Consider the following 19,729-nt stretch of genomic DNA (forward strand, 5'->3'; position numbering starts at 1 on the left):
GATGGGCGTCACCGGATCCCCCACGAACATCAACCAGGGCACCCGCACCAAGGGCGGCGTCGGCGAGTCCACACTCCGTCCCGACGGCATCCTGAAGGTCACCGGTGAGTTCGCGTACTCCTCGGACATGTGGCACGAGGACATGCTCTGGGGCCACACACTGCGCTCCACGGTCGCGCACGCCGAGATCGTCTCGATCGACACCTCCGAGGCGCTCGCCACCTCCGGCGTCTACGCCGTACTCACCTACGACGACCTGCCCACCTCGGTGAAGCACTACGGCCTGGAGATCCAGGACACCCCCGTCCTCGCCCACGGCAAGGTCCGCCACCACGGTGAACCGGTGGCGCTGGTCGCCGCCGACCACCCGGAGACCGCCCGCCGCGCCGCCGCGAAGATCAGGATCGACTACCGCGAGCTGCCCGTCATCACCGACGAGGCGTCCGCCACCGCCCCCGACGCGATCCTCGTCCACGAGGGCCGGAGCGACCACCACGCCGGGCACGTCCCGCACCCGAACATCGTCCACCGCCAGCCCGTCGTCCGCGGCGACGCGGCAGCGGCAGCGGCACGCGCCGACGTGATCGTCAGCGGTGAGTACGTCTTCGGCATGCAGGACCAGGCATTCCTCGGCCCCGAGTCCGGCCTGGCGGTCCCCGCCGAGGACGGCGGCGTCGACCTGTACGTCGCCACCCAGTGGCTGCACTCCGACCTCCGCCAGATCGCCCCCGTCCTCGGCCTGCCCGAGGAGAAGGTCCGCATGACGCTCTCCGGTGTCGGCGGTGCCTTCGGCGGCCGCGAGGACCTGTCGATGCAGATCCACGCCTGCCTGCTGGCGCTCCGCACCGGCAAGCCCGTCAAGATCGTCTACAACCGCTTCGAGTCCTTCTTCGGACACGTCCACCGCCACCCCGCGAAGCTCTGGTACGAGCACGGCGCCACCCGCGACGGCAAGCTCACCCACATGCGGTGCCGCATCGTGCTGGACGGCGGCGCCTACGCCTCCGCCTCACCGGCCGTCGTCGGCAACGCCTCCTCGCTCTCCGTCGGCCCGTACGTCGTCGACGACGTCGACATCGAGGCGATCGCGCTCTACACCAACAACCCGCCGTGCGGCGCCATGCGCGGCTTCGGCGCGGTCCAGGCGTGCTTCGCCTACGAGGCGCAGATGGACAAGCTCGCCGCCGAACTGGGCATGGACCCCGTCGAGTTCAGGCAGCTCAACGCCATGGAGCAGGGCTCCCTCCTGCCGACCGGGCAGACCGTCGACTCGCCCGCCCCGGTCGCCGAGCTGCTGCGCCGGGTCAAGGCCAGGCCGCTGCCGCCCGAGCGGCAGTGGGAGGTCGCCGGTGAGCAGGCCGACGTACGGGCGCTGCCCGGCGGTCTGTCCAACACCTCGCACGGCGAAGGCGTCGTACGGGGCGTCGGCTACGCCGTCGGTCTCAAGAACGTCGGATTCTCCGAGGGCTTCGACGACTACTCGACGGCGCGCGTACGCATGGAGGTCGTCGGCGGCGAGCCCGTCGCGACCGTGCACACCGCGATGGCGGAGGTCGGGCAGGGCGGCGTCACCGTCCACGCCCAGATCGCCCGCACCGAACTGGGCGTCGCCCAGGTCACCATCCACCCGGCCGACACCCAGGTCGGCTCGGCCGGGTCCACGTCCGCCTCGCGGCAGACGTACGTCACCGGCGGCGCCGTGAAGCACTCCTGCGAGGCCGTCCGCGAGAAGGTCCTGGAGATCGGACGCCGCAAGTTCGGTACGTACCATCCCGCCTGGGCCACCGCCGAGCTGCTCCTCGAGGACGGCAAGGTCGTCACGGACGGCGGCGAGGTGCTCGCCGATCTGGTCGATGTGCTGGAGGGCGAGGCGGTCGACATCGAGCTGGAGTGGCGCCACCGGCCCACCGAGGCGTTCGACCTGCGCACCGGACAGGGCAACGGCCATGTCCAGTACTCCTTCGCCGCGCACCGCGCGGTCGTCGAGGTCGACACCGAGCTCGGACTGGTCAAGGTCATCGAACTGGCCTGCGCGCAGGACGTCGGCAAGGCGCTCAACCCGCTCTCGGTCGTCGGCCAGATCCAGGGCGGTACCACCCAGGGGCTGGGTGTCGCCGTCATGGAGGAGATCCTCGTCGACCCGAAGACCGCGAAGGTACGCAACCCCTCCTTCACGGACTACCTGATCCCCACCATCCTCGACACCCCGGCCATCCCGGTCGATGTGCTCGAACTCGCCGACGACCACGCCCCGTACGGGCTCCGTGGCGTCGGTGAGGCCCCGACCCTGTCGTCGACCCCGGCCGTTCTCGCGGCGATCAGGAACGCGACGGGTCTGGAGCTGAACAGGACGCCGGTGCGCCCCGAGCACCTCACCGGCACCTGAGCGGCTCACCCCGAACTCTCCGGGCCGTGCATGCCTCCCGGCAACGTCACACCTCCGCCGCCCGCACCGCTCGGAGAGCCGGAGTACCGCACCGCTCGCGGCGCTCCGTACCCCGGGCGGCGGCCACGACGCCGCCGCACCGGGCACCGCGGTACCCGCACAGTCACGCTGTGCGGAGCATTCGTCTCGGGCCGTCCCCCGGGTCGTGCAGCCAAGCAGTCATCCCAAATCCCGCATCACGAGTCTCCATCGCGGGTGCCCCTGTGAACCTTGGGAGTCAGGCATCATGACCCAGCAGTCAGTGGAGCCCAGGACGAGCGCGGAGGAGGCGGGCCGCGGCTCGCGCATCCCCGCCGGCCGATCCTGGCTCGACCGGTACTTTCACATCTCCGAGCGCGGATCCACCGTCGCACGCGAAGTGCGCGGCGGCGTCACGACCTTCATGGCCATGGCGTACATCCTGCTGCTCAACCCGCTCGTCCTCGGCGGCAAGGACGTCGAAGGGCATCTGCTCAGCCGGCCCGGACTGATCACCGCCACGGCGCTCGCCGCGGCCGCGACCACCCTGCTGATGGGGTTCGTCGGCAAGGTGCCGCTGGCGCTCGCGGCCGGTCTCAGCGTCTCCGGCGTCCTCTCGTCGCAGGTCGCACCCGCCATGACCTGGCCGCAGGCGATGGGCATGTGCGTGATCTACGGCGTGGTGATCTGCCTCCTGGTGGTCACCGGCCTCCGCGAGTTGATCATGGACGCGATCCCGCTCGCGCTGAAACACGGCATCACCATGGGCATCGGGCTCTTCATCGCCCTGATCGGCCTCTACAAGGCGGGGTTCGTCGGCAGGGGTGCACCGAACGGGCCGCCGGTCACCCTCGGCACCGGCGGTGAGCTCGCCGGCTGGCCCGTGCTGATCTTCTGCGTCACGCTCCTGATGATCTTCATGCTGCAGGCCCGGGGCGTTCCCGGCGCGATCCTGATCGGCATCGTGGTCGGCACCGTGACCGCGGTCGTCGTCCACCGGGTGGCCGGCCTCGACGCCAAGGCGTGGAACATGTCCCCGCCGGAGCTGAACGGTGGTGCGGTCTCCGCCCCCGACTTCTCGCTCTTCGGGAAGGTCGAGTTCGGCGGCTGGGGCGACGTGGGCGCGATGACCGTCGGCTTCATCGTCTTCACCCTGGTGCTGGCCGGCTTCTTCGATGCGATGGCCACGATCATCGGTGTCGGTACCGAGGCGAAGCTCGCCGACGACCGGGGCCGGATGCCGGGCCTGTCCAAGGCACTGTTCATCGACGGCGCCGGGGGTGCCATCGGCGGTGTCGCCGGAGGCTCCGGGCAGACCGTGTTCGTCGAATCGGCGACCGGGGTCGGCGAAGGCGCACGGACCGGTCTCGCCTCCGTGGTCACCGGACTGTTCTTCGCGGCCTGCCTCTTCTTCACCCCGCTCACCGCGATGGTCCCGCCCCAGGTCGCCTCCGCGGCCCTGGTCGTCATCGGCGCGATGATGATGCAGAACGCCAGGCATGTGGACTGGAGCGACCGCGCGATCGCCGTACCGGTCTTCCTCACCGTCGTGCTGATGCCCTTCACCTACAGCATCACGCCGGGCGTCGCCGCCGGAGTCATCTCCTACGTGGCCATCAAGGCGGCCCAGGGCAGGAGCCGCGAGATCGGCGGCCTCATGTGGGGGCTGACGGCGATCTTCACCGTCTACTACGCGCTCCATCCGATCGAGAGCTGGCTGGGCGTCAACTGACCCCGGCCGCCACTCCACACCTCGCCCAAGGAGGCACGCCATGCTGGACATCGCCGACGAGTTGCACCGGTGGGTCGGGCAGGGACGCGACTTCGCCGTCGCCACGGTGGTGGCGGTCGGTGGGAGCGCGCCCCGGCAGCCGGGAGCCGCCCTGGCCGTCGACACGGACGGCACGGTGATCGGCTCGGTCTCCGGCGGGTGCGTGGAGGGGGCGGTGTACGAGCTGTGCCGACAGGCCCTCGACGACGGCACCACCGTGCGGGAGCGGTTCGGCTACAGCGACGACGACGCCTTCGCGGTCGGTCTGACCTGCGGCGGAGTCATCGACATCCTGGTGACACCGGTCCGTGCGGGCGACCCCGCACGCCCGGTGTTCGCGGCTGCGCTCGCCGCCGCCGCCGGAGGCGGGGCGGCGGCGGTCGCGCGGATCACCGACGGGCCCGCCGGTCTCCTCGGCCGCCCCCTCCTCGTGCATCCCGACGGTGCGTACGAGGGCGGCCTCGGCGGTCACCCGGAGCTGGACCGCGCCGCGGCGGCCGAGGCCCGCGCGATGCTGGACGCGGGCCGCACCGGCCCCGCCACGATCGGTGCGGAGGGCTCGCACTGCGGACAACCCCTCTCCCTGCTCGTCGAATCGAGCGTCCCGCCGCCCCGGATGATCGTCTTCGGGGCCGTCGACTTCGCCGCCGCCCTGGTCCGGGCCGGCAAGTTCCTCGGGTATCACGTCACCGTCTGCGACGCCCGCCCCGTCTTCGCGACGAGGGCCCGCTTCCCCGACGCCGACGAGATCGTCGTCGACTGGCCGCACCGCCATCTCGCGAGCACCGCTGTCGACGCGCGCACGGTCCTGTGCGTACTGACCCACGACGCCAAGTTCGACGTGCCGCTGCTGGAAGCGGCGCTGAAGCTCCCGGTGGCGTACGTCGGCGCCATGGGATCGCGCCGCACCCATCTGGAGCGCAACGACCGGCTGCGCGCGGTCGGGGTCACCGAGCTCGAACTGGCCCGGCTCCACTCGCCGATCGGCCTCGACCTCGGAGCGCGTACCCCCGAGGAGACCGCGCTGTCCATCGCCGCCGAGATCGTCGCCTGCCGGCGCGGCGGCAGCGGCGTCCCGCTCACCGGGGCCCACACCCCGATCCACCACGACGGCGGCCGGCGGGTGACCGGCCGCGTCTCCTCGGTGGCCTGAACAGCCGCTCCGGACAGCCGGATCGACGGCACGTCATCACCCCTTGACCCGTCGCGTGACCGGACGGTCCGGCCCGGCCGGATACGGTTGGATGGGACGGGTGACCTTCCAGGATGCCGCACGAGCCCTGCCCGATCCGCCCGCCCCGCGGAACCGCCCGGCACGCCTGTCCTCCTACGCCACCGTGTCCAGCGCCCTCTCCTTCCTCAGCGACGACCGGCTCGGCCGGCTCGTCGCCCGGGCGGCCCCGGTCGGCGCGGGGATCGGCGGCACCACGTCGGTGCTGGACGTCGACGGGGTGAAGACATTCGTGAAGCGGGTCCCGCTGACCGCCCGGGAGCTGCGCCCGGAGAACGTCCGGTCGACGGCGAACCTGTTCGGGCTGCCGCCCTTCTACCAGTACGGCCTGGAGTCGGCCGGGTTCGGGGCGTGGCGCGAACTCGCCGTGCACACCATGACCACCAACTGGGTGCTCGGCGGCGCGAGTCACGCCTTCCCGCTGATGTACCACTGGCGGGTGCTGCCCCACGCCGCCGGGGCGACGAACGCGTTCGACCTCTTCGGTGGCCTGGACGCCGCGGTCGACCACTGGGACGGCTCACCCGCGGTACGCGGCCGGCTGGAGGCGATCCGGGACGCGACGGCGGGCGTCGTGCTCTTCCTCGAGTACGTCCCGCAGACCCTCGGCGCCTGGCTGGCACACCGCGACGACCCCGCCGAGACTCTCCGGGTGGACGCGGAACTTGCGGAGACGGCCGACTTCATGCGCGCCCGCGGACTCGTCCACTTCGACGCCCACTTCGCCAACATCCTGACCGACGGCCGGCAGCTGTACTTCTCGGACTTCGGTCTCGCGCTCAGCGACCGCTTCGAACTCGACCGGACGGAGCGGGAGTTCCTGGCGCGGCACCGGTTCTACGACCGGGCTCAGGTGGCCGGTCAGCTGGTCCGGTACCACCTCGCGGATCGTCTTCGCGGGACGCGGGAGGGCGAACAGTTCGTACGCGACTGGGCCGCAGGGGTCCGGCCGGGCGACGTCACCGGACCCCTGGCGGAACTCCTCACCCGGCACGCGCCGACGGCCCTCCTCCTGAGCGGCTTCCGCCGGAACATGACCGGCGGGCGGAAGACGTACCCCTATCCGGCGGACGAACTCGAGGCGTGCATCCGGGCAGCCGACCTCACCGGTGGACCCGGCCGGCCATGAACGCCGCGCAGAGCAGCACCGGCGCCGCCGCGAGAGCGAAGCACGCCGCAAGCGGAAGCTGTCCCACCAGCAGTCCGACCGCGGCGGTTCCGCCCGAGGACCCGGCATTGACAGCGGTGTTGACCCAGGCGCCGGCCTGCGTACGGCTGTCCACGCCGGCCGACTCGTCCGCGATCAGGTACGCGGTGGTGATGGCCGGGGCGACGAACAGCCCGGCGACGGCGACCGCACCCACCAGTACGTACAGGTTCGGAGACACCCCGGCCGCGAGCAGGGAGAGTCCCAGGCCCGCAGCGAGTGCGGCCAGCCGCAGCCGGCTCGACCTGCGCCAGGAGACGGCACCGTAGGCCAGTCCGCCGACCGCGCTCCCCGTCGAGAGCGCCGCCATCACCCAGGCCACGGCCGCTCCCCGGTGGTGCTGTTCGGTGAAGGCCACCGCCAGCAGCTCCAGCGCCCCGAGACACAGCCCCACCCCTGCCGACGCCATGACCGCGTGACGCAGCCCGACCACGCCGAGCAGCCGCTGCCCGCGCCGCGCGGGGGGACGGGGCGCCGTCCTCGGCGGACGGACCCCCTGACCGCGTACCGCCGGAGAGGCCACCAGGGCCAGCGCACCGACCAGCACCAGCGCCGCACTCGCCGCCACACCGGCGGCGGGCTCGGCGAACCTCACCAGCAGACCCACCAGCAACGGCCCGGTGACGAAGAGCAGTTCCTCCGCGACGCCGTCCAGACTGTAGGCACGCTGCAACAGTTCCTTGTCGGGCACGAGCGTGCTCCACACGGCCCGCATCACGGGCCCCAGCGGCGGCGTGCAGGCACCGGCGGTCACGGCCAGCGCGCCCAGCCGGAACCCCGACGTGCCGGGCTGCCAGGTCGCGTACGCCAGGACCGAGAGGAGCAGCGCGTAGACGGTGGCCATGGGAGGCAGTGCGAGGCGCGGCCCGTACCGGTCGATCAGGGCGGCCCGGGCGGGGGAGAGGAAGACGCTGGTGGCTCCGAACAGGGCCATGACGGCGCCTGCCACGGAGTACGAGCCGGTGGAGCCTTTGACCGCCAGCATCAGGGCGAGGGAGACCATCCCGTACGAGAGGCGCCCCAGCAGGGCCGCGCCGAAGGCCCGGGAGGCGTGACGGGTGCGCAGGACCGCCACGTACGAGGGGGCGGGCGGACGGGTTCTCGAAGGCGAAAGCATGAGGCCTGCTCCTCGGGAAGGCAGCGCGTACGTGAACGCTGTGCGTGTACAGGGACATCGAGTGCCGCACCCGGTGACACGGGGCGTGGTCGCGCGGGGCCGCAAGACGCAGGGGCGTCCTCGTGCCGGGCGTACTCGGGCGCTTCGACGACGTGGCGAGGCGCCGAAGCCGTCGTGCGCCCGCCATGGATCACGGGGCGGCCCTCAGGCACGGAGGAAGAACATCCGCGCCAAGCTACCAGCGGCCCGTCCCGCAGCCAACAGGCCCCGACGGTACGGTCGTTCGCCGACGCCGGGCAGGTCCGGGGGCAGGACCACCGGAGCTGGGCGCACCGGTGGTCCTGCCCGTAGGATCACCGGCGCCGGACGCACGTCCCTCGCCGCGGCCGACTGCGGGCAATGTCCGGGAGAGGCGGGTCCATGTCGGAACGGATCAGAGGCAACAGATGGGTGGCCGGCGGACTCCGGTGCGCCGGGGGCGCGGTCCACGGTGACGTCGGAGGAGTCCGACAAGGCGCGAAATCACCGTACTTCGGGGGATCCCTGGGGAGTGCGGGGCAGCGCCGCACCCCGGCGACCGTCCCGGCGCGGGCGGCCGGCGAGTGACCTTCACCGCCGAGGACCGTGCTGCCGTCACGGAGCTCATCGCGCTCCACGGCCATCTGGTCGACGACGGCGAACTGGACAGGCTGGGAGAGCTGTTCACCGCCGACGTCGTCTACGACCTGTCCGACTTCGGCAGCGCACCGCTGCACGGGGTCGCCGCGATCAGGGACGCGGCACTCGCCATGGGGGAGCGGAACCCGGTCGGCCACCACATCACCAACATCGTCCTCACCGGAATCGCCGACGACCGGGTGCGCGCCCGGTCCAAGGGGATCGGGATCAACGCGGACGGGACGTGCGGGAGCGTGACGTACGAGGACACGATCGTGCGCCGCGCCGACGGCTGGCGCATCAGTCATCGCAAGGTCATCGCGCGGCGCGCCCCGCTGGGCGCCAGGTAGGTCCGTGTGTCCCGCCGGGGCCGGGCCGTGCCGCCGCGCGGGCCGCCGTCGCCCGCGGACGGGCCGGCGGATACCGCACCCCGGGTGCGGCGATTTGCCGGATGTTATGCAAAATGCGGTAATTGAGGTTCCTTCTCGACCGTTCCACCCGCACCACGGGAGCAGGAATGACCGGTGGACCAGAGCCCATCAGTGCTGCCGACCTTCGGGAGCTCCAGCAGGAGCTCGACGAGCTGCGCTCCGACCGGGGGAAGGTGGCAGCGACCCTGCGGGGCGAAGATCCCGTGGGGGACAGCGCCGACGAGGCCGACGAGTTGCAGCGCGCCTCGGATCTCGCGCGCCTGGACGGACGCATCGCCGAGATCGAGGGGCGGATCCAGGAGGCGTCCGTCGCGGGACCGCCGCCCGCCGGTACGGTCGGCGTGGGCAGCACGGTCACCGTGCGGTTCGCGGAGGGGACGGAGACGACCATCCGGATCGGCGAGGTCGTCGAGGACCCGGACCGGAGCCTGGTCACCGCCGACAGCCCGCTCGGCCGTGCACTGCTCGGCCGTCGCGCCGGCGACACCGTGAACTACGAGACGCCCGAAGGCGGCGCGAGCGTGGTCGTGCTGTCGCTCGGGGACCAGGGCGCCGAGCCGTAGGGCGGTGTGGGGTCGCCAGGGGGTGCGTCAGCCGGTGACGATGCCGGTGACGAGGTTGATCGTGGTGGCGAGGATGCTGGCGCCGAAGACGTAGGACAGCAGGCAGTGCCGTAGCGCCACCGCTCGGATGACGGAGCTCGAGACATCGGTGTCGGACACCTGATAGGTCATGCCGAGGTTGTAACTGAAATAGAGGAAATCGCTGTACTTCGGCGGATTCTCGGAGTTGAAGTCGATCCCGCCGTCGGTGGTCCGGTAGTAGAGGTCCGCGTAGCGGGTGGCGTACATCAGGTGCAGGGCCGCCCAGGCCATGAAGACCCCGGCGAGCGCGGTGGCCGCCGCGGCGTGGCCGGTGCCGGAATCGCCGAGCAGGAGCAGCATCACGATGCCGACCAGACCGCACAGGGCGGTCGAGACGACGACGAGTTCCTCGGTGACGGGCCGGAAGTCCTCGCGGCGGACGTTGCGGCGGGTGGCCGATGCGTCCATGGGCCAGAGCACGACCCAGCCCGCCACGACGAAGACCGCCTCCGCCGTGGCGATGGCGGCGAGAATGCCCAGCGGCACGCGCGTCAGCACACCGGCGACCAGGCCGACGGCTGCTCCGCCGACCGCCGAAGCCGCGAGCCGGGGAACCGCGGACTGGGGCAGCCGGTGCCTCACCCGAGGTCCCGGGTGTCCGTGGTGGCCGTGACCCGATCGGCATGCGGCAGGGAGGCCGGCGTCCCGAAGATGTCCGACGTGACCGGCGCGGATCCGATGTGCGGGTTGCTCGCCGTCGCCGAGGGGATCGTCATGGTGCTGGCACTCCTGTCGGGCTGCGCGAACGCCATAGGGACAATCACTCGTGGACGGGGCGGAGGTGCCGGGTCAGGCTATCCGTCCGCGGACCGGTGCGCAGTCCGGGCGCGACGCGCCGTGTGGCCCGCGGTCGGTGGCGGCCTGTGGCGATGGTCCGGCTCCGGGCGTCCGCGGACAGGGAAGCTCCCTGGAGCGGCAGGAAGCCTGACGGGTGCATCGGGCGATGAGCCGATTCACCGCGGGCCCAGGTGATATACACCGCTCATGTCCCGTTCGCGCCTTCCTCCGCCGGCCGCGACCGGGAGCCGCCGGCGGCGCTCGACGGCCGGCGTGGCGCGCGTGCTCTCGCCGCGCGGCGCACTCGTGCTGCACAGGGTGGACGGGGCGTCGTCCTTCGCCCTGCGTGCGGCGCTCGCCATGGCCGTGCCGGCCGTGCCGATGGCGCTGGCCGGCCATTCCGAGCAGGCCGTCTACGCCATGCTGGGCTCCTTCACCACGACGTTCGGCCGCAATCTCCCGTACGCCCACCGTGCCCGGGTCCTCGCGCTCGTCGCGGTGGCCATGACCGCGTGTGTGGGCGGCGGCTCCGCTCTCGCCGTGTGGGCCCGTCCACGCGAGGGGGGAGCCGGTGAGGTCGTGGTCGTCGTGGCCATGGCCCTGGTGGCCGGCGTGGCGAAGTTCGTCTGCGACGCGGCTCGTCTGCGGGGGCTGGGCGCTGTCCTGCTGCTCTTCTCCTTCGCCGTGGCGGCCAACGGGGCGCCCGCACCGGGCGACGTCCTTCCGCAGACCGTCCTGGCCGCGGTGGGCGGTGCGGTGGCCTGGGTCCTGGCCGTATCCGGCTGGCTCGTGCACCCGGACCGGCCGCAGCGTCTCGCGGTGGCGGCGGCCCTGCGCGACCTCGCCGAGCTGCTGGAGGCTCTCGGCGAGGGAGACGGAAGGGGGCTCACCCGGCACCGGGCGACCGCCGACACCCTGCGGGCGTACCGCTCCCTGGGGGTCATGCCTCCGACGGCCGCCGAGCGCGGCGGCCGGGGCGACGTGTGCGTGCGTCTGGCCGATCTCTCGTGGTCGCTGCTGATCGACTCCGCGCGCCGCTCGCCGGACGATCCGGCCGCACTGGCGTTCCACCTGCGCCGCCAGGTCCGTCTCCTCGTCAGCCGCCGCAGACGGGTCCCGTCCCTGCTGCCCGAGCTGTCCGTCGCGTTCGTGATCGTCCAGGGCGGCACGGGCCCGGGCACGGCGGGGGCCGGACGGGATCCGGCCCGCCCCTCCACCCGGCTCGCCGCCGAACTGCGCGCCGCCGAACTGGTGACGGGCCGGCTCCCCGGTGGGCACGGCCATCTGCCGGTGCTGCTCGTTCCCGCCCTGCGGATCGTCCTCGGCACCGGACTCGCGGGCGGACTGGCCCTTCTGCTCGGCCTGGGCCACGGCTACTGGGCGGCGATCTCGGCCGCCGCGGTGCTGCACTCGATCAACCTCCGCACGGCTGCCCAGCGTGCCGTGCAGCGGACCCTGGGCACGATCGCCGGGCTGGCGCTCGCCCTGGGGGTGCTCGCCACGGACCCCGATCCCGTCGCACTCGTCCTCGTGATCGTGCTCCTGGAGTTCCTGCTGGAGTACGTCGTCGCCAACTACGGTCTGGGCGTCGTCTTCCTGACACCGCTCGCGCTGCTCATGACCAGCCTGGCCGCGCCGGCGCCGGCCGGCACCCTGGTGCAGGACCGGGCGCTGAGCAGCCTTCTGGGGATCGTCGTCGGTCTGGGCTGCGGGCTCCTGGTGGTCCACGGCCACGCCGCGATCCGGGCGGAGTGCGCGCTGCGCGCGTGCACGGAGGCCGCCGGACGTGCGGAGCGTGCGCTGACCGAACGCGCGGAGCCGGCCTTCCCGGTGGTCCAGACGCAGCTGGCGGCAGCCGTGGTGGAGCTGCGCGAGGCCGACGACGCGGCGGCGGGGGAGCTGTGGCAGGCGGAGATCGATCCCACCGAGCTCGCCGCGGCGGAACAGCGTGCCTACCTTCTCCTGGAGCGGCTCCTCCGATGGCGGTGATGCCACCGGAGGAGCCGGCCGGAACCTCGTCGGCCCGCGCCCTTCCGCTCAGGCGGCCCGGGTGATCGTGACCTTGACGTGCTTCATGAGCGGCTGGTCGCTCTGGGCGCTGTAGTCGCACAGTGCGCACAGCACGTTCATCTCGGGCATGTATCCGGCCGCGCAGCCGCGGGGGATGTCGTAAGGGATCGCCAGGAAGCCGTTGAGGTGGCGGTTGCTGCCGTCCTTGGCGGTGCTGGTGATGTCGACGGGGTCGAACTCCGAGAGCCCACGTTCGCGCATGTCGTCCTTGTTCATGAAGACGAGCGTCCGCAGGTTCTTGATGCCGCGGTAGCGGTCGTTGTCGGAGTAGATGGTGGTGTTCCACTGGTCGTGGGAGCGCATGGTGCCCAGCGCCAGGGTGCCCGGGGCGGGAACCACGTCGGGCAGGACCGCCGCGGAGAACTCGGCGCGTCCGGACGGGGTGCGGAAGACCAGTTCGCGGGCGGGCTGCTTGATGCGGAAGCCGAGCGGCAGGCGCACGCGGCGGTTGAAGTCCTCGAAGCCGTCGAGTACCTGAGCCATGGTGTCGCGGATGCGGTCGTAGTCCTCGATGTACGACTCCCAGGGAGTGGCGCTGTCGGGCAGTGCGGCGCGGGCCATGCCGGCGATGATGGCGGGCTCGGAGAGCAGGTGCGGCGAGGCGGGGCGCTTCATGCCGATGGACAGGTGCACCATGCTCATCGAGTCCTCGACCGACGTGCTCTGGATGCCCTTGCGCTGATGGTCCTTCTCCGTTCGGCCGAGGCACGGCAGGATCAGGGCCCGGCGGCCGTGCACGAGATGACTGCGGTTCAGTTTGGTGCTCACCTGAACCGTGAGATCGCACTTGCGCAGCGCCGCGAAGGTGTACGGGGTGTCCGGCGCCGCGAGAGCGAAGTTGCCGCCCATGCCGATGAACACCTTCACGTCACCACGGTGCATCGCCCGGATGGTGCCGACGGTGTCCAGACCGTGTTCACGGGGCGGCCGGATGTCGCAGACCTCGGCGAGCCGCTCCAGGAACTCGTCGGCGGGGCGGTGGTCGATGCCGCAGGTGCGGTTGCCCTGGACGTTACTGTGGCCGCGCACCGGCGAAGGGCCGGCGCCTTCGCGTCCCAGATTGCCGCGCAGCAGGAGCAGGTTGACGATCTCCCGGACGGTGTCGACACCGTGCTCGTGCTGGCTGATCCCCAGGCACCAGCTGACGATGCTGCGGTCGGCTTCGCGGTACACCCGCGCCACCTTGAGGATGTCGTCGCGGCCGAGCCCGGACTGCCTCTCGATCTCCTCCCACGGGGTGGCCTCGCACACGGCCCGGTATTCCTCGAAGCCGGAGGTGTGGCGGTCGATGAACTCCTGGTCCAGGGCCTTGGGATCGGTGGCGGACTGTTCCAGGACCGCCTTGGCCATGCCGCGTACGAGCGCCATGTCGCCGCCGATGCGCGGCTGCAGGTTGAGGGTGCTGGTCCGGGTCGAGCGGAACGTCGCCATGTCCGTGAAGTCGTGCGGGATGATGGCGCGGGTGGCGGCCGCCTCGACCAGTGGGTTGATGTGCACGACCTGGGCGCCGCGATGGTACGCCTCGGCGAGGGCGGTCAGCATCCGGGGCGCGTTGGAGGCCGCGTTGACTCCCAGGATGAACAGCGCGTCGGTGGCCTCCCAGTCCTTGAGGTCGACGGTCCCCTTGCCGGTGCCCAGCGACGCCGTGAGGGCGCGGCCGCTTGCCTCGTGACACATGTTGGAGCAGTCGGGCAGGTTGTTCGTGCCCAGCTCACGGGCCATCAGCTGGTAGAGGAAGGTGGCCTCGTTGCCCAGCCTGCCGGAGGTGTAGTACGACGCCCGGTGAGGCGAGTCCAGCTCGCGCAGGGTGCGGCCGACCAGCTCGAACGCGTGCTTCCAGCTGATCGGGACGTAGTGGTCCGTGTCGGGGTCGTAGACCATCGGCTCGGTCAGCCGGCCCTGGTTCTCCAGGTCGAAGTCGCTCCACCCGGACAGCTCGGTCACCGAGTGGGCGGCGAAGAACTCGCGGTCGACCCGTTTGCGCGTCATCTCCCAGGTGACGTGCTTGATGCCGTTCTCGCAGATGTCGAGATGCAGACCCTTGGTGTCGTCCGGCCAGGCGCATCCCGGGCAGTCGAAACCGGTGTTCTCGTGGTTCATCCGCATGATCGCCCGGGGGCCGTCCAGCAGTGTGCCCTCCCGCGTCATGAATCGGGTCACGCTCTTGGCGGCACCCCAGCCGGCAGCCGGGTGGTGGTAGGGGTGAAAGTGTGGATCACCCTCGGGAACGGGACCGACCCGGGCCTCCGGCGGTTCCTGTTCGTTCTGCGAGGCGCTCAAGACTCTCACCGCTTTCGGCAGAGGGATCGCAGTCCCGTCTTTCGGCATTGTCACCAACGCTAGGCCCGCAGATCTGGCCCCGCCAATTCCGGCTCCGCGACGGAAACCAGAATTACCCGGCCCGGGTGACCGCCGTCGAGATGCCCGTTTCGAGGCCCGGGCAGGTCGTGGAACATTCAGTCACGAGTTCGCTGCCGTCGGAGCGACGGCAGCGAACTGCTCCAACGGCAGCGACCCCGCTTGCGGAGTTGCACGCAAGGCGTTTCAGTGGGAGAGCGCGCCGAGTGAGAGCAGCCGCCATGTCCGTACCGCACGGTGCGGAATTCGGCCCGCGGAGATTCGGTCAGTGAACTGTCGAATCGTTCCGCGGAATGTCCCGGCACCGAGCGCATTCCGGTCCGAGGCGCGCCCGCCCGGGAAACCGGCGTCTCCCGTATCGGTCCCGCGCATACCCGGCGCGCTGCCGGACGGCGGCGACACGGACACGTTCGCGCGGCGGACGGAGCGGTCCGGCGGCACGGCTACCGCAAGGAGAGAGAAATGGCGCATCACCACAAGTCGAACAAGAGAGTCGAAGGGGATCCGGATTCCGGCCACGGGCACGGTATGCCCCGGCGCCCCGACGAGAAGAAGCTCGAGGAGCTCGTCGAGGAGGACCGCGAAGAAGTGGGACTGCCCCCGGAACCGGGTAAGCGGGCCGAGTAGGACAGCGCTCGGGAGAAGGCCCGCCGAGCGTGCGGCCGGGGTGCCCGTCCGGTGTGAGCGACGGCCCGGTCGCGGGCCCGCGCTCACACCGCCGCCCATGTCCCGGGGCGCCGGTCGCCCTCGGCAGGGTCCTCCCGCGCGGGCGCGAGGCGGCCCCTCCCTTCGTGTACCGCGAGGCGGCCCCTCCCTTTCGTGTACGGGGGGCTCTGTTCGCAGGGTCAGCGGCCCGACTGCAGCGCCGCCCAGGTACCGCTGCCCACGACCCCGTCGACCGGCAGCCCACGGCTCGTCTGGTAGCTGCGGACGGCCGTCACCGTCGTCGGGCCGAAGCTCCCGTCCACGTCCACAGTGGTGCCCAGTGCCGCGGTCAGTGACCGCTGGAGCCGCTTCACGTCCGCGCCCGAGCCGCCCTGCTGCAGCGTCGGCGTGGTGCCGGCCGAGAGCAGTGCCGTCCAGGTCCGGGCGTCCACGACGCCGTCGGTGCCCAGTCCGCGCGCGGTCCGGAACGCCTTCACCGCGGTCAGCGTGGCGGAGCCGAAGGTCCCGTCGACCGAGCCCGCGTCGAAGCCCTGCTCGTTCAGCAGTTGCTGGGCGGCTTTGACCTGGGGGCCCGTCGACCCGCTCTGCAGGGTCGGGTACGAGGCGAAACTCAGCCCGTCGCCGCTCCCGCCGTCGTCGCCCGCGACGTAACTCATGTAGCGGGGCCAGTCCCAGTACTGGCCCGGGTCGGTGTGGTCGCTGCCCGGTGCCTCGCTGTGCCCGATGATGTGCGCCCGGTCCTTCGGGATTCCGTATCTGTCGCACAGCGAGCTGGTCAGGGCCGCCGAGGAGCGGTACATCGCGTCCGTGAACCAGGACGGGTCGTCGATGAATCCCTCGTGCTCGATGCCGAGCGCCGAGGCGTTGGCGCTCCGGGCGTGGTACGCCGTGTCGCTGTTGCGGACCATCTGGGTGATCTGCCCGTCCGAGGAACGGACCACGTAGTGGGCGCTCACCTCGGACGTCGGGTCCTGGAACCAGTTGATCGAGCCCGAGTACGAGCCCTGCGTCACATGGATGATCACCTTGTCGATCGGTGCCGAGCGGCCTGTGGCGAAGTTGTTCGGATCGGCCGGGACCCAGAGCGCCGACGGGTAGTCGGCGCTCTGGGTGCGTACGGCGGCCCCGGCGAGCGAGCCCTTCTCCGGGGTGACGGGGCGGGCGGTGACCGAGATCCGCTCGCCGCCGGGCACGGTGGTGTTCAGCCCGTTCGCCAGGAAGCCGTAGACGGTGTCGGCGTAGCGGGCGGCGGCCGGGCCCGTCGCCCCGCTGTACCGCGCGACGGCCGGGTACCAGGCGTCGATGTCGCTGCGCTCGTCGCCGTCGAGGCCGAGCCGGTCCGCGTACGAACGCAGTACGGCCGCGCCGCCCAGGATGTTGGCAGCGGTGTTCCGCCGGAGCTCCGACAGCGGCTCGCCGGTGAGCGCGGCCGCCTTCTCCAGGGTCCGGTTCGTGGGGTTGCTGACCAGGTGCATCACGCCGTAGCCGTCCGCCGCGCTGGGGCGGCCGGCGTGTCCGTCGAGATGGGTCTCGCCGTAGCCCACGGCGGTGAGCAGATCGCGCGGTACGTCGAACTTCCGTGCCGCCCGCGCGAACGCATGGTTCATGGAGTGGCGGCCGGCATCGGGAGGGGCGGCGGCGAGGACCGGCGTGCCGGTCGCGGCGAGCACGGTGACGGTGAGGGCCGCCAGCACGGATGCGCGTCCTTTTGTGTGGGCTGCGACGCGTGTGGGCATACCTGCTCCTGCTCTGTGGGGGGAGAAAGAACGGCCCCCGGGCCCGAGGGGGCGGGCCGAGGGCCGCGAAGCCCACTCACCGTACCGATGCGTTCAGGACATGAAGATCACCCTTTGCTGTGTCGAACTGCCCTTCACTCCAACGGAGTTGCCGGATGTGGGGTCGCCGCTACCAGCGGTCACGGTGGATGACGTCGGCCACCGGGCGGCGCCGCACCGGCCCGAAGTTGCCCTGCGGCCACCCCACGGGAATGGCGGCGAAGGTCTGCATGTCCTCCGGTATGCCGAGGGCTTCCTTCCACTCCTGCTCCAGCATCAGATGCCAGATGGTGACGTTCGCGGCGAGCCCCAGTCCCCGCGCGGCCAGCAGGATGTTCTGCACACCCGGGTAGACGCAGGAACCCTCGGCGAGCGCCTGGAACCGCGTCTGCGTGTTCATCATGTGCTCGGTCCCCGCCGGGCCGAGGGCCTCGGCGTAGACGGCCAGGCCCTCCTCCTCGATGCGCGGCTCCGGGAACCGGTAGCAGGGGATGATCAGCGCGGGCGTATCGGCGAAGTGGTCGCGCTGGTACTCGATCGCGGCGACCATCCGGCCGTAGGCGGCGTCGTCCATGCCCTTCGGCGCGTACTTCCCGGTCGTCGCGAGATACGCGTCCACGCAGCGCTTCCACAGCGGCGCCAGACGGGCCATCACCTCGCGGCCGGTCACCACCACGTACTCGTAACACTGCATGTTGCCGCCGCTGGGCCCCCAGACGGCGGCCTGGACGAGCTGCCGGAGCGTCTCCTCCGGCACCGGCTCCGGCTTGAGGCGGCGCATGGCGCGCATGGTGGACATGGTCGCGAAGAGGGCGGGTCCTTCGAGCGCGGATCCGGCGGTTTGAACCGTTTCGATTGTCATGATCGCGGAGTGTACGGGCGAAGCCCCGGGAGGGGGAGACCCGTTGGCGGGGGCGACCGGGCCACCGCCGCGCACCCGCGGATTCGTACACCTGGACGTCCCCCCACCGCACGGGGGAACGCGGACCGGGAAGCCCGCCGCGAAGGCGTATAAAGGGTCCCTCCGGACCGGCCGGCGTCCCCGATGGCAGGCACATCTCACGCGGCAAGGCGTCACCGCGTACGACAGCGGAGGAACGCCCCATGGGCACGGCAGAACAGCTCAACACCTTGCTGGTAGCGAACTTCGGAACCGACCCCCTGGCCATCCGGCCCGAGGTGCCGCTTCATCAGCTCCGGCTGGACTCACTGGCGTTGGAGGAGCTGCGCCTGCTGATCGAGGACCGGATGGGCGTCGATCTGGAGGACGTCCAGCTGACCTCGCGGGACACCTTCGGGCAACTGGTCGAGAGTGTCCACGCCAGGGCCGCCGAGTGACCGCCCGCCCCTCCACCGGGCGCCGTATCCCGATGCAGCGCCCGGAGCCGTTCTCCGCGGCCGTCACCGGAATCGGACTGGTCACCGCGGCGGGTGTCGGCGCCGATGCCGCCTGGCAGACCGTGTCCGAGGCCGACACCGCTCCCTCGGTCCTGCGGCGACCGGAACTTCTCGGCCTGCCCTGCGACTTCATGTACACCGTGACCGGTCTCGACACGAAGGCCGTACTCGGGGTGGCCACCCACCGGCTGATGGACCGGTTCTCGCAGCTCGCCGTCATCGCGGCCCGTGAGGCCGTCGCGGACGCGGGACTGGGACCGGCGGTCTGGGACGGCGCCCGCGTCGCCGTCGTCATCGGCTCCGCCCACGGCGGGCTGCCCTTCTACGACGAGCAGCACGCCACCCTCACCGGGCGAGGGGCACGTCGCGTCTCACCGAAGCTCGCCCCGCTCAGCGTCGTCAACGGCGCCGCCAGCAGCGTCGCCACCGACCTCGGTGTCCACGGCCCCAGCCAGGCCGTCTCCACCGCCTGCTCCTCCGGCACCGTCGCCATCGGTACCGCCCACCAGATGCTGCGCACCGGTGCCTGCGACATCGTCATCGCGGGGGGCGCCGAATCGGTCTGCTCCCGGCTGCTGATCGCCAGTGCCTGCCAGCTCCGGGCCGTCTCCACCCGCCGCGACGACCCGGGGGCCGCGTGCCGCCCGTTCGACACCCACCGCGACGGCTTCGTCGTCGGCGAGGGCGCCGGCCTGCTCGTACTGGAACACCCCGAACACGCCCGCGCCCGTGGCGCCACGATCCGCGCCCACGTCGCCGGGTACGGGGCGTCCAGTGACGCGTACTCCGCGGTCGCCCCGGACCCCGAAGGGCTCGGCATCGAACGGGCGCTCCGCACCGCCCTCGCCGACGCCGGCCTGGCCGGAGCGGACATCGGCCACGTCAACGCCCACGGCACCTCGACCGTGTCCAACGACCTCATCGAGTCGGCGATGCTCCGCCGGGTCCTCGGCGACCGGCCCCTCGTCACCTCCACCAAGGCGATGACCGGGCACACGCTCGGCGCCGCGGGCGGTATCGAGACCGCGCTGACCGTGCTCGCCCTGCAGCACCAACTCGTCCCGCCCACGGTCAATCTCGACGCCCCCGACCCGGAGATCACCGTCGACGTGGTGAGCAAGGAGGCCAGGGCCGGCGTCTTCGACGCAGCCGTGAAGACCTCGCTCGGCTTCGGCGGCCACAACGCCGCACTCGTCCTCACCAGGGCCTGACGTAGAAACGGA

Annotated in this window: 16 protein-coding genes; 10 read left to right on the forward strand and 6 right to left on the reverse strand. The window is 71.6% G+C overall.

Annotation, left to right across the window (positions count from 1 at the left end; all coding sequences use genetic code 11):
• The first annotated feature begins 1 nt into the window (after position 1).
• The 4 genes from ACFVXE_RS20675 (at position 2) to ACFVXE_RS20690 (ending at position 6,535) form a co-directional block, all read left to right on the forward strand.
• A complete protein-coding gene (locus ACFVXE_RS20675) occupies positions 2-2,386 on the forward strand; it encodes a xanthine dehydrogenase family protein molybdopterin-binding subunit (RefSeq protein WP_389672878.1) in 2,385 nt (794 codons plus the stop codon).
• A 286-nt stretch (positions 2,387-2,672) separates the two neighbouring features.
• The gene (locus tag ACFVXE_RS20680) at positions 2,673-4,136 is read left to right on the forward strand and encodes an NCS2 family permease (RefSeq protein ID WP_389672880.1); all 1,464 of its coding nucleotides are present in this window, start codon (positions 2,673-2,675) and stop codon (positions 4,134-4,136) included.
• A 40-nt stretch (positions 4,137-4,176) separates the two neighbouring features.
• Positions 4,177-5,328 (forward strand): XdhC family protein, encoded by a 1,152-nt coding sequence (locus ACFVXE_RS20685; RefSeq protein ID WP_389672882.1) that lies wholly within the window; start codon positions 4,177-4,179, stop codon positions 5,326-5,328.
• Between the two features lie 100 nt (positions 5,329-5,428).
• The gene (locus tag ACFVXE_RS20690; RefSeq protein ID WP_389672884.1) at positions 5,429-6,535 is read left to right on the forward strand and encodes a protein kinase family protein; all 1,107 of its coding nucleotides are present in this window, start codon (positions 5,429-5,431) and stop codon (positions 6,533-6,535) included.
• On the opposite strand, the gene ACFVXE_RS20695 is transcribed toward ACFVXE_RS20690, so the two are convergent.
• A complete protein-coding gene (locus ACFVXE_RS20695) occupies positions 6,510-7,730 on the reverse strand; it encodes an MFS transporter (protein WP_389672885.1) in 1,221 nt (406 codons plus the stop codon). The genes ACFVXE_RS20690 and ACFVXE_RS20695 overlap by 26 nt on opposite strands.
• Positions 7,731-8,332: 602 nt before the next feature.
• On the opposite strand from ACFVXE_RS20695, the gene ACFVXE_RS20700 reads away from it, so the two are divergent.
• Positions 8,333-8,737, forward strand: a complete 405-nt coding sequence (locus tag ACFVXE_RS20700; RefSeq protein ID WP_389672886.1) for a nuclear transport factor 2 family protein — start codon at positions 8,333-8,335, stop codon at positions 8,735-8,737.
• A gap of 167 nt (positions 8,738-8,904) precedes the next feature.
• A complete protein-coding gene (locus tag ACFVXE_RS20705) occupies positions 8,905-9,381 on the forward strand; it encodes a GreA/GreB family elongation factor (RefSeq protein WP_389672888.1) in 477 nt (158 codons plus the stop codon).
• 27 nt (positions 9,382-9,408) lie between these two features.
• On the opposite strand, the gene ACFVXE_RS20710 is transcribed toward ACFVXE_RS20705, so the two are convergent.
• Entirely contained in the window at positions 9,409-10,044 is a 636-nt protein-coding gene (locus ACFVXE_RS20710; protein WP_389672890.1) for a DUF1345 domain-containing protein, read from the reverse strand.
• Positions 10,041-10,178, reverse strand: a complete 138-nt coding sequence (locus tag ACFVXE_RS20715; RefSeq protein WP_389672892.1) for a hypothetical protein — start codon at positions 10,176-10,178, stop codon at positions 10,041-10,043. Before ACFVXE_RS20715 ends, ACFVXE_RS20710 begins: the two co-directional genes overlap by 4 nt.
• A gap of 268 nt (positions 10,179-10,446) precedes the next feature.
• On the opposite strand from ACFVXE_RS20715, the gene ACFVXE_RS20720 reads away from it, so the two are divergent.
• A complete protein-coding gene (locus ACFVXE_RS20720) occupies positions 10,447-12,228 on the forward strand; it encodes an FUSC family protein (RefSeq protein WP_389672893.1) in 1,782 nt (593 codons plus the stop codon).
• A gap of 48 nt (positions 12,229-12,276) precedes the next feature.
• Here ACFVXE_RS20720 and ACFVXE_RS20725 read toward each other — a convergent pair whose 3' ends face one another.
• Positions 12,277-14,637, reverse strand: a complete 2,361-nt coding sequence (locus tag ACFVXE_RS20725; RefSeq protein WP_389672895.1) for an FdhF/YdeP family oxidoreductase — start codon at positions 14,635-14,637, stop codon at positions 12,277-12,279.
• Between the two features lie 492 nt (positions 14,638-15,129).
• Here ACFVXE_RS20725 and ACFVXE_RS20730 point away from each other — a divergent pair, with 492 nt between their 5' ends.
• Complete coding sequence (locus tag ACFVXE_RS20730) at positions 15,130-15,294, forward strand: hypothetical protein (RefSeq protein ID WP_389672896.1); 165 nt, start codon at positions 15,130-15,132, stop codon at positions 15,292-15,294.
• Between the two features lie 218 nt (positions 15,295-15,512).
• On the opposite strand, the gene ACFVXE_RS20735 is transcribed toward ACFVXE_RS20730, so the two are convergent.
• Together ACFVXE_RS20735 and ACFVXE_RS20740 are read right to left on the reverse strand one after the other, a co-directional pair.
• Positions 15,513-17,069, reverse strand: a complete 1,557-nt coding sequence (locus ACFVXE_RS20735) for a peptidoglycan-binding protein (protein WP_389672897.1) — start codon at positions 17,067-17,069, stop codon at positions 15,513-15,515.
• 169 nt (positions 17,070-17,238) lie between these two features.
• Entirely contained in the window at positions 17,239-17,970 is a 732-nt protein-coding gene (locus ACFVXE_RS20740) for a nitroreductase family protein (RefSeq protein ID WP_389672899.1), read from the reverse strand.
• A gap of 242 nt (positions 17,971-18,212) precedes the next feature.
• On the opposite strand from ACFVXE_RS20740, the gene ACFVXE_RS20745 reads away from it, so the two are divergent.
• Positions 18,213-18,446 (forward strand): acyl carrier protein, encoded by a 234-nt coding sequence (locus tag ACFVXE_RS20745; protein ID WP_389672900.1) that lies wholly within the window; start codon positions 18,213-18,215, stop codon positions 18,444-18,446.
• 32 nt (positions 18,447-18,478) lie between these two features.
• Positions 18,479-19,717, forward strand: a complete 1,239-nt coding sequence (locus tag ACFVXE_RS20750) for a beta-ketoacyl-[acyl-carrier-protein] synthase family protein (RefSeq protein ID WP_389672976.1) — start codon at positions 18,479-18,481, stop codon at positions 19,715-19,717.
• Positions 19,718-19,729: the final 12 nt, after the last annotated feature.

Origin of the sequence: Streptomyces sp. NPDC058231 (assembly GCF_042882275.1) — a bacterium.
Lineage (GTDB): Bacteria > Actinomycetota > Actinomycetes > Streptomycetales > Streptomycetaceae > Streptomyces.

Excerpts from the sequence above, each read along its gene's own strand:
- ACFVXE_RS20695 (WP_389672885.1), bottom strand. The coding sequence starts at position 7,730 with ATGCTTTCGCCTTCGAGAACCCGTCCGCCCGCCCCCTCGTACGTGGCG.
- ACFVXE_RS20680 (WP_389672880.1), top strand. The coding sequence starts at position 2,673 with ATGACCCAGCAGTCAGTGGAGCCCAGGACGAGCGCGGAGGAGGCGGGC.
- ACFVXE_RS20735 (WP_389672897.1), bottom strand. The coding sequence starts at position 17,069 with ATGCCCACACGCGTCGCAGCCCACACAAAAGGACGCGCATCCGTGCTG.
- ACFVXE_RS20685 (WP_389672882.1), top strand. The coding sequence starts at position 4,177 with ATGCTGGACATCGCCGACGAGTTGCACCGGTGGGTCGGGCAGGGACGC.
- ACFVXE_RS20740 (WP_389672899.1), bottom strand. The coding sequence starts at position 17,970 with ATGACAATCGAAACGGTTCAAACCGCCGGATCCGCGCTCGAAGGACCC.
- ACFVXE_RS20750 (WP_389672976.1), top strand. The coding sequence starts at position 18,479 with ATGCAGCGCCCGGAGCCGTTCTCCGCGGCCGTCACCGGAATCGGACTG.
- ACFVXE_RS20720 (WP_389672893.1), top strand. The coding sequence starts at position 10,447 with ATGTCCCGTTCGCGCCTTCCTCCGCCGGCCGCGACCGGGAGCCGCCGG.
- ACFVXE_RS20675 (WP_389672878.1), top strand. The coding sequence starts at position 2 with ATGGGCGTCACCGGATCCCCCACGAACATCAACCAGGGCACCCGCACC.
- ACFVXE_RS20725 (WP_389672895.1), bottom strand. The coding sequence starts at position 14,637 with ATGCCGAAAGACGGGACTGCGATCCCTCTGCCGAAAGCGGTGAGAGTC.
- ACFVXE_RS20730 (WP_389672896.1), top strand. The coding sequence starts at position 15,130 with ATGGCGCATCACCACAAGTCGAACAAGAGAGTCGAAGGGGATCCGGAT.
- ACFVXE_RS20705 (WP_389672888.1), top strand. The coding sequence starts at position 8,905 with ATGACCGGTGGACCAGAGCCCATCAGTGCTGCCGACCTTCGGGAGCTC.
- ACFVXE_RS20715 (WP_389672892.1), bottom strand. The coding sequence starts at position 10,178 with ATGACGATCCCCTCGGCGACGGCGAGCAACCCGCACATCGGATCCGCG.
- ACFVXE_RS20745 (WP_389672900.1), top strand. The coding sequence starts at position 18,213 with ATGGGCACGGCAGAACAGCTCAACACCTTGCTGGTAGCGAACTTCGGA.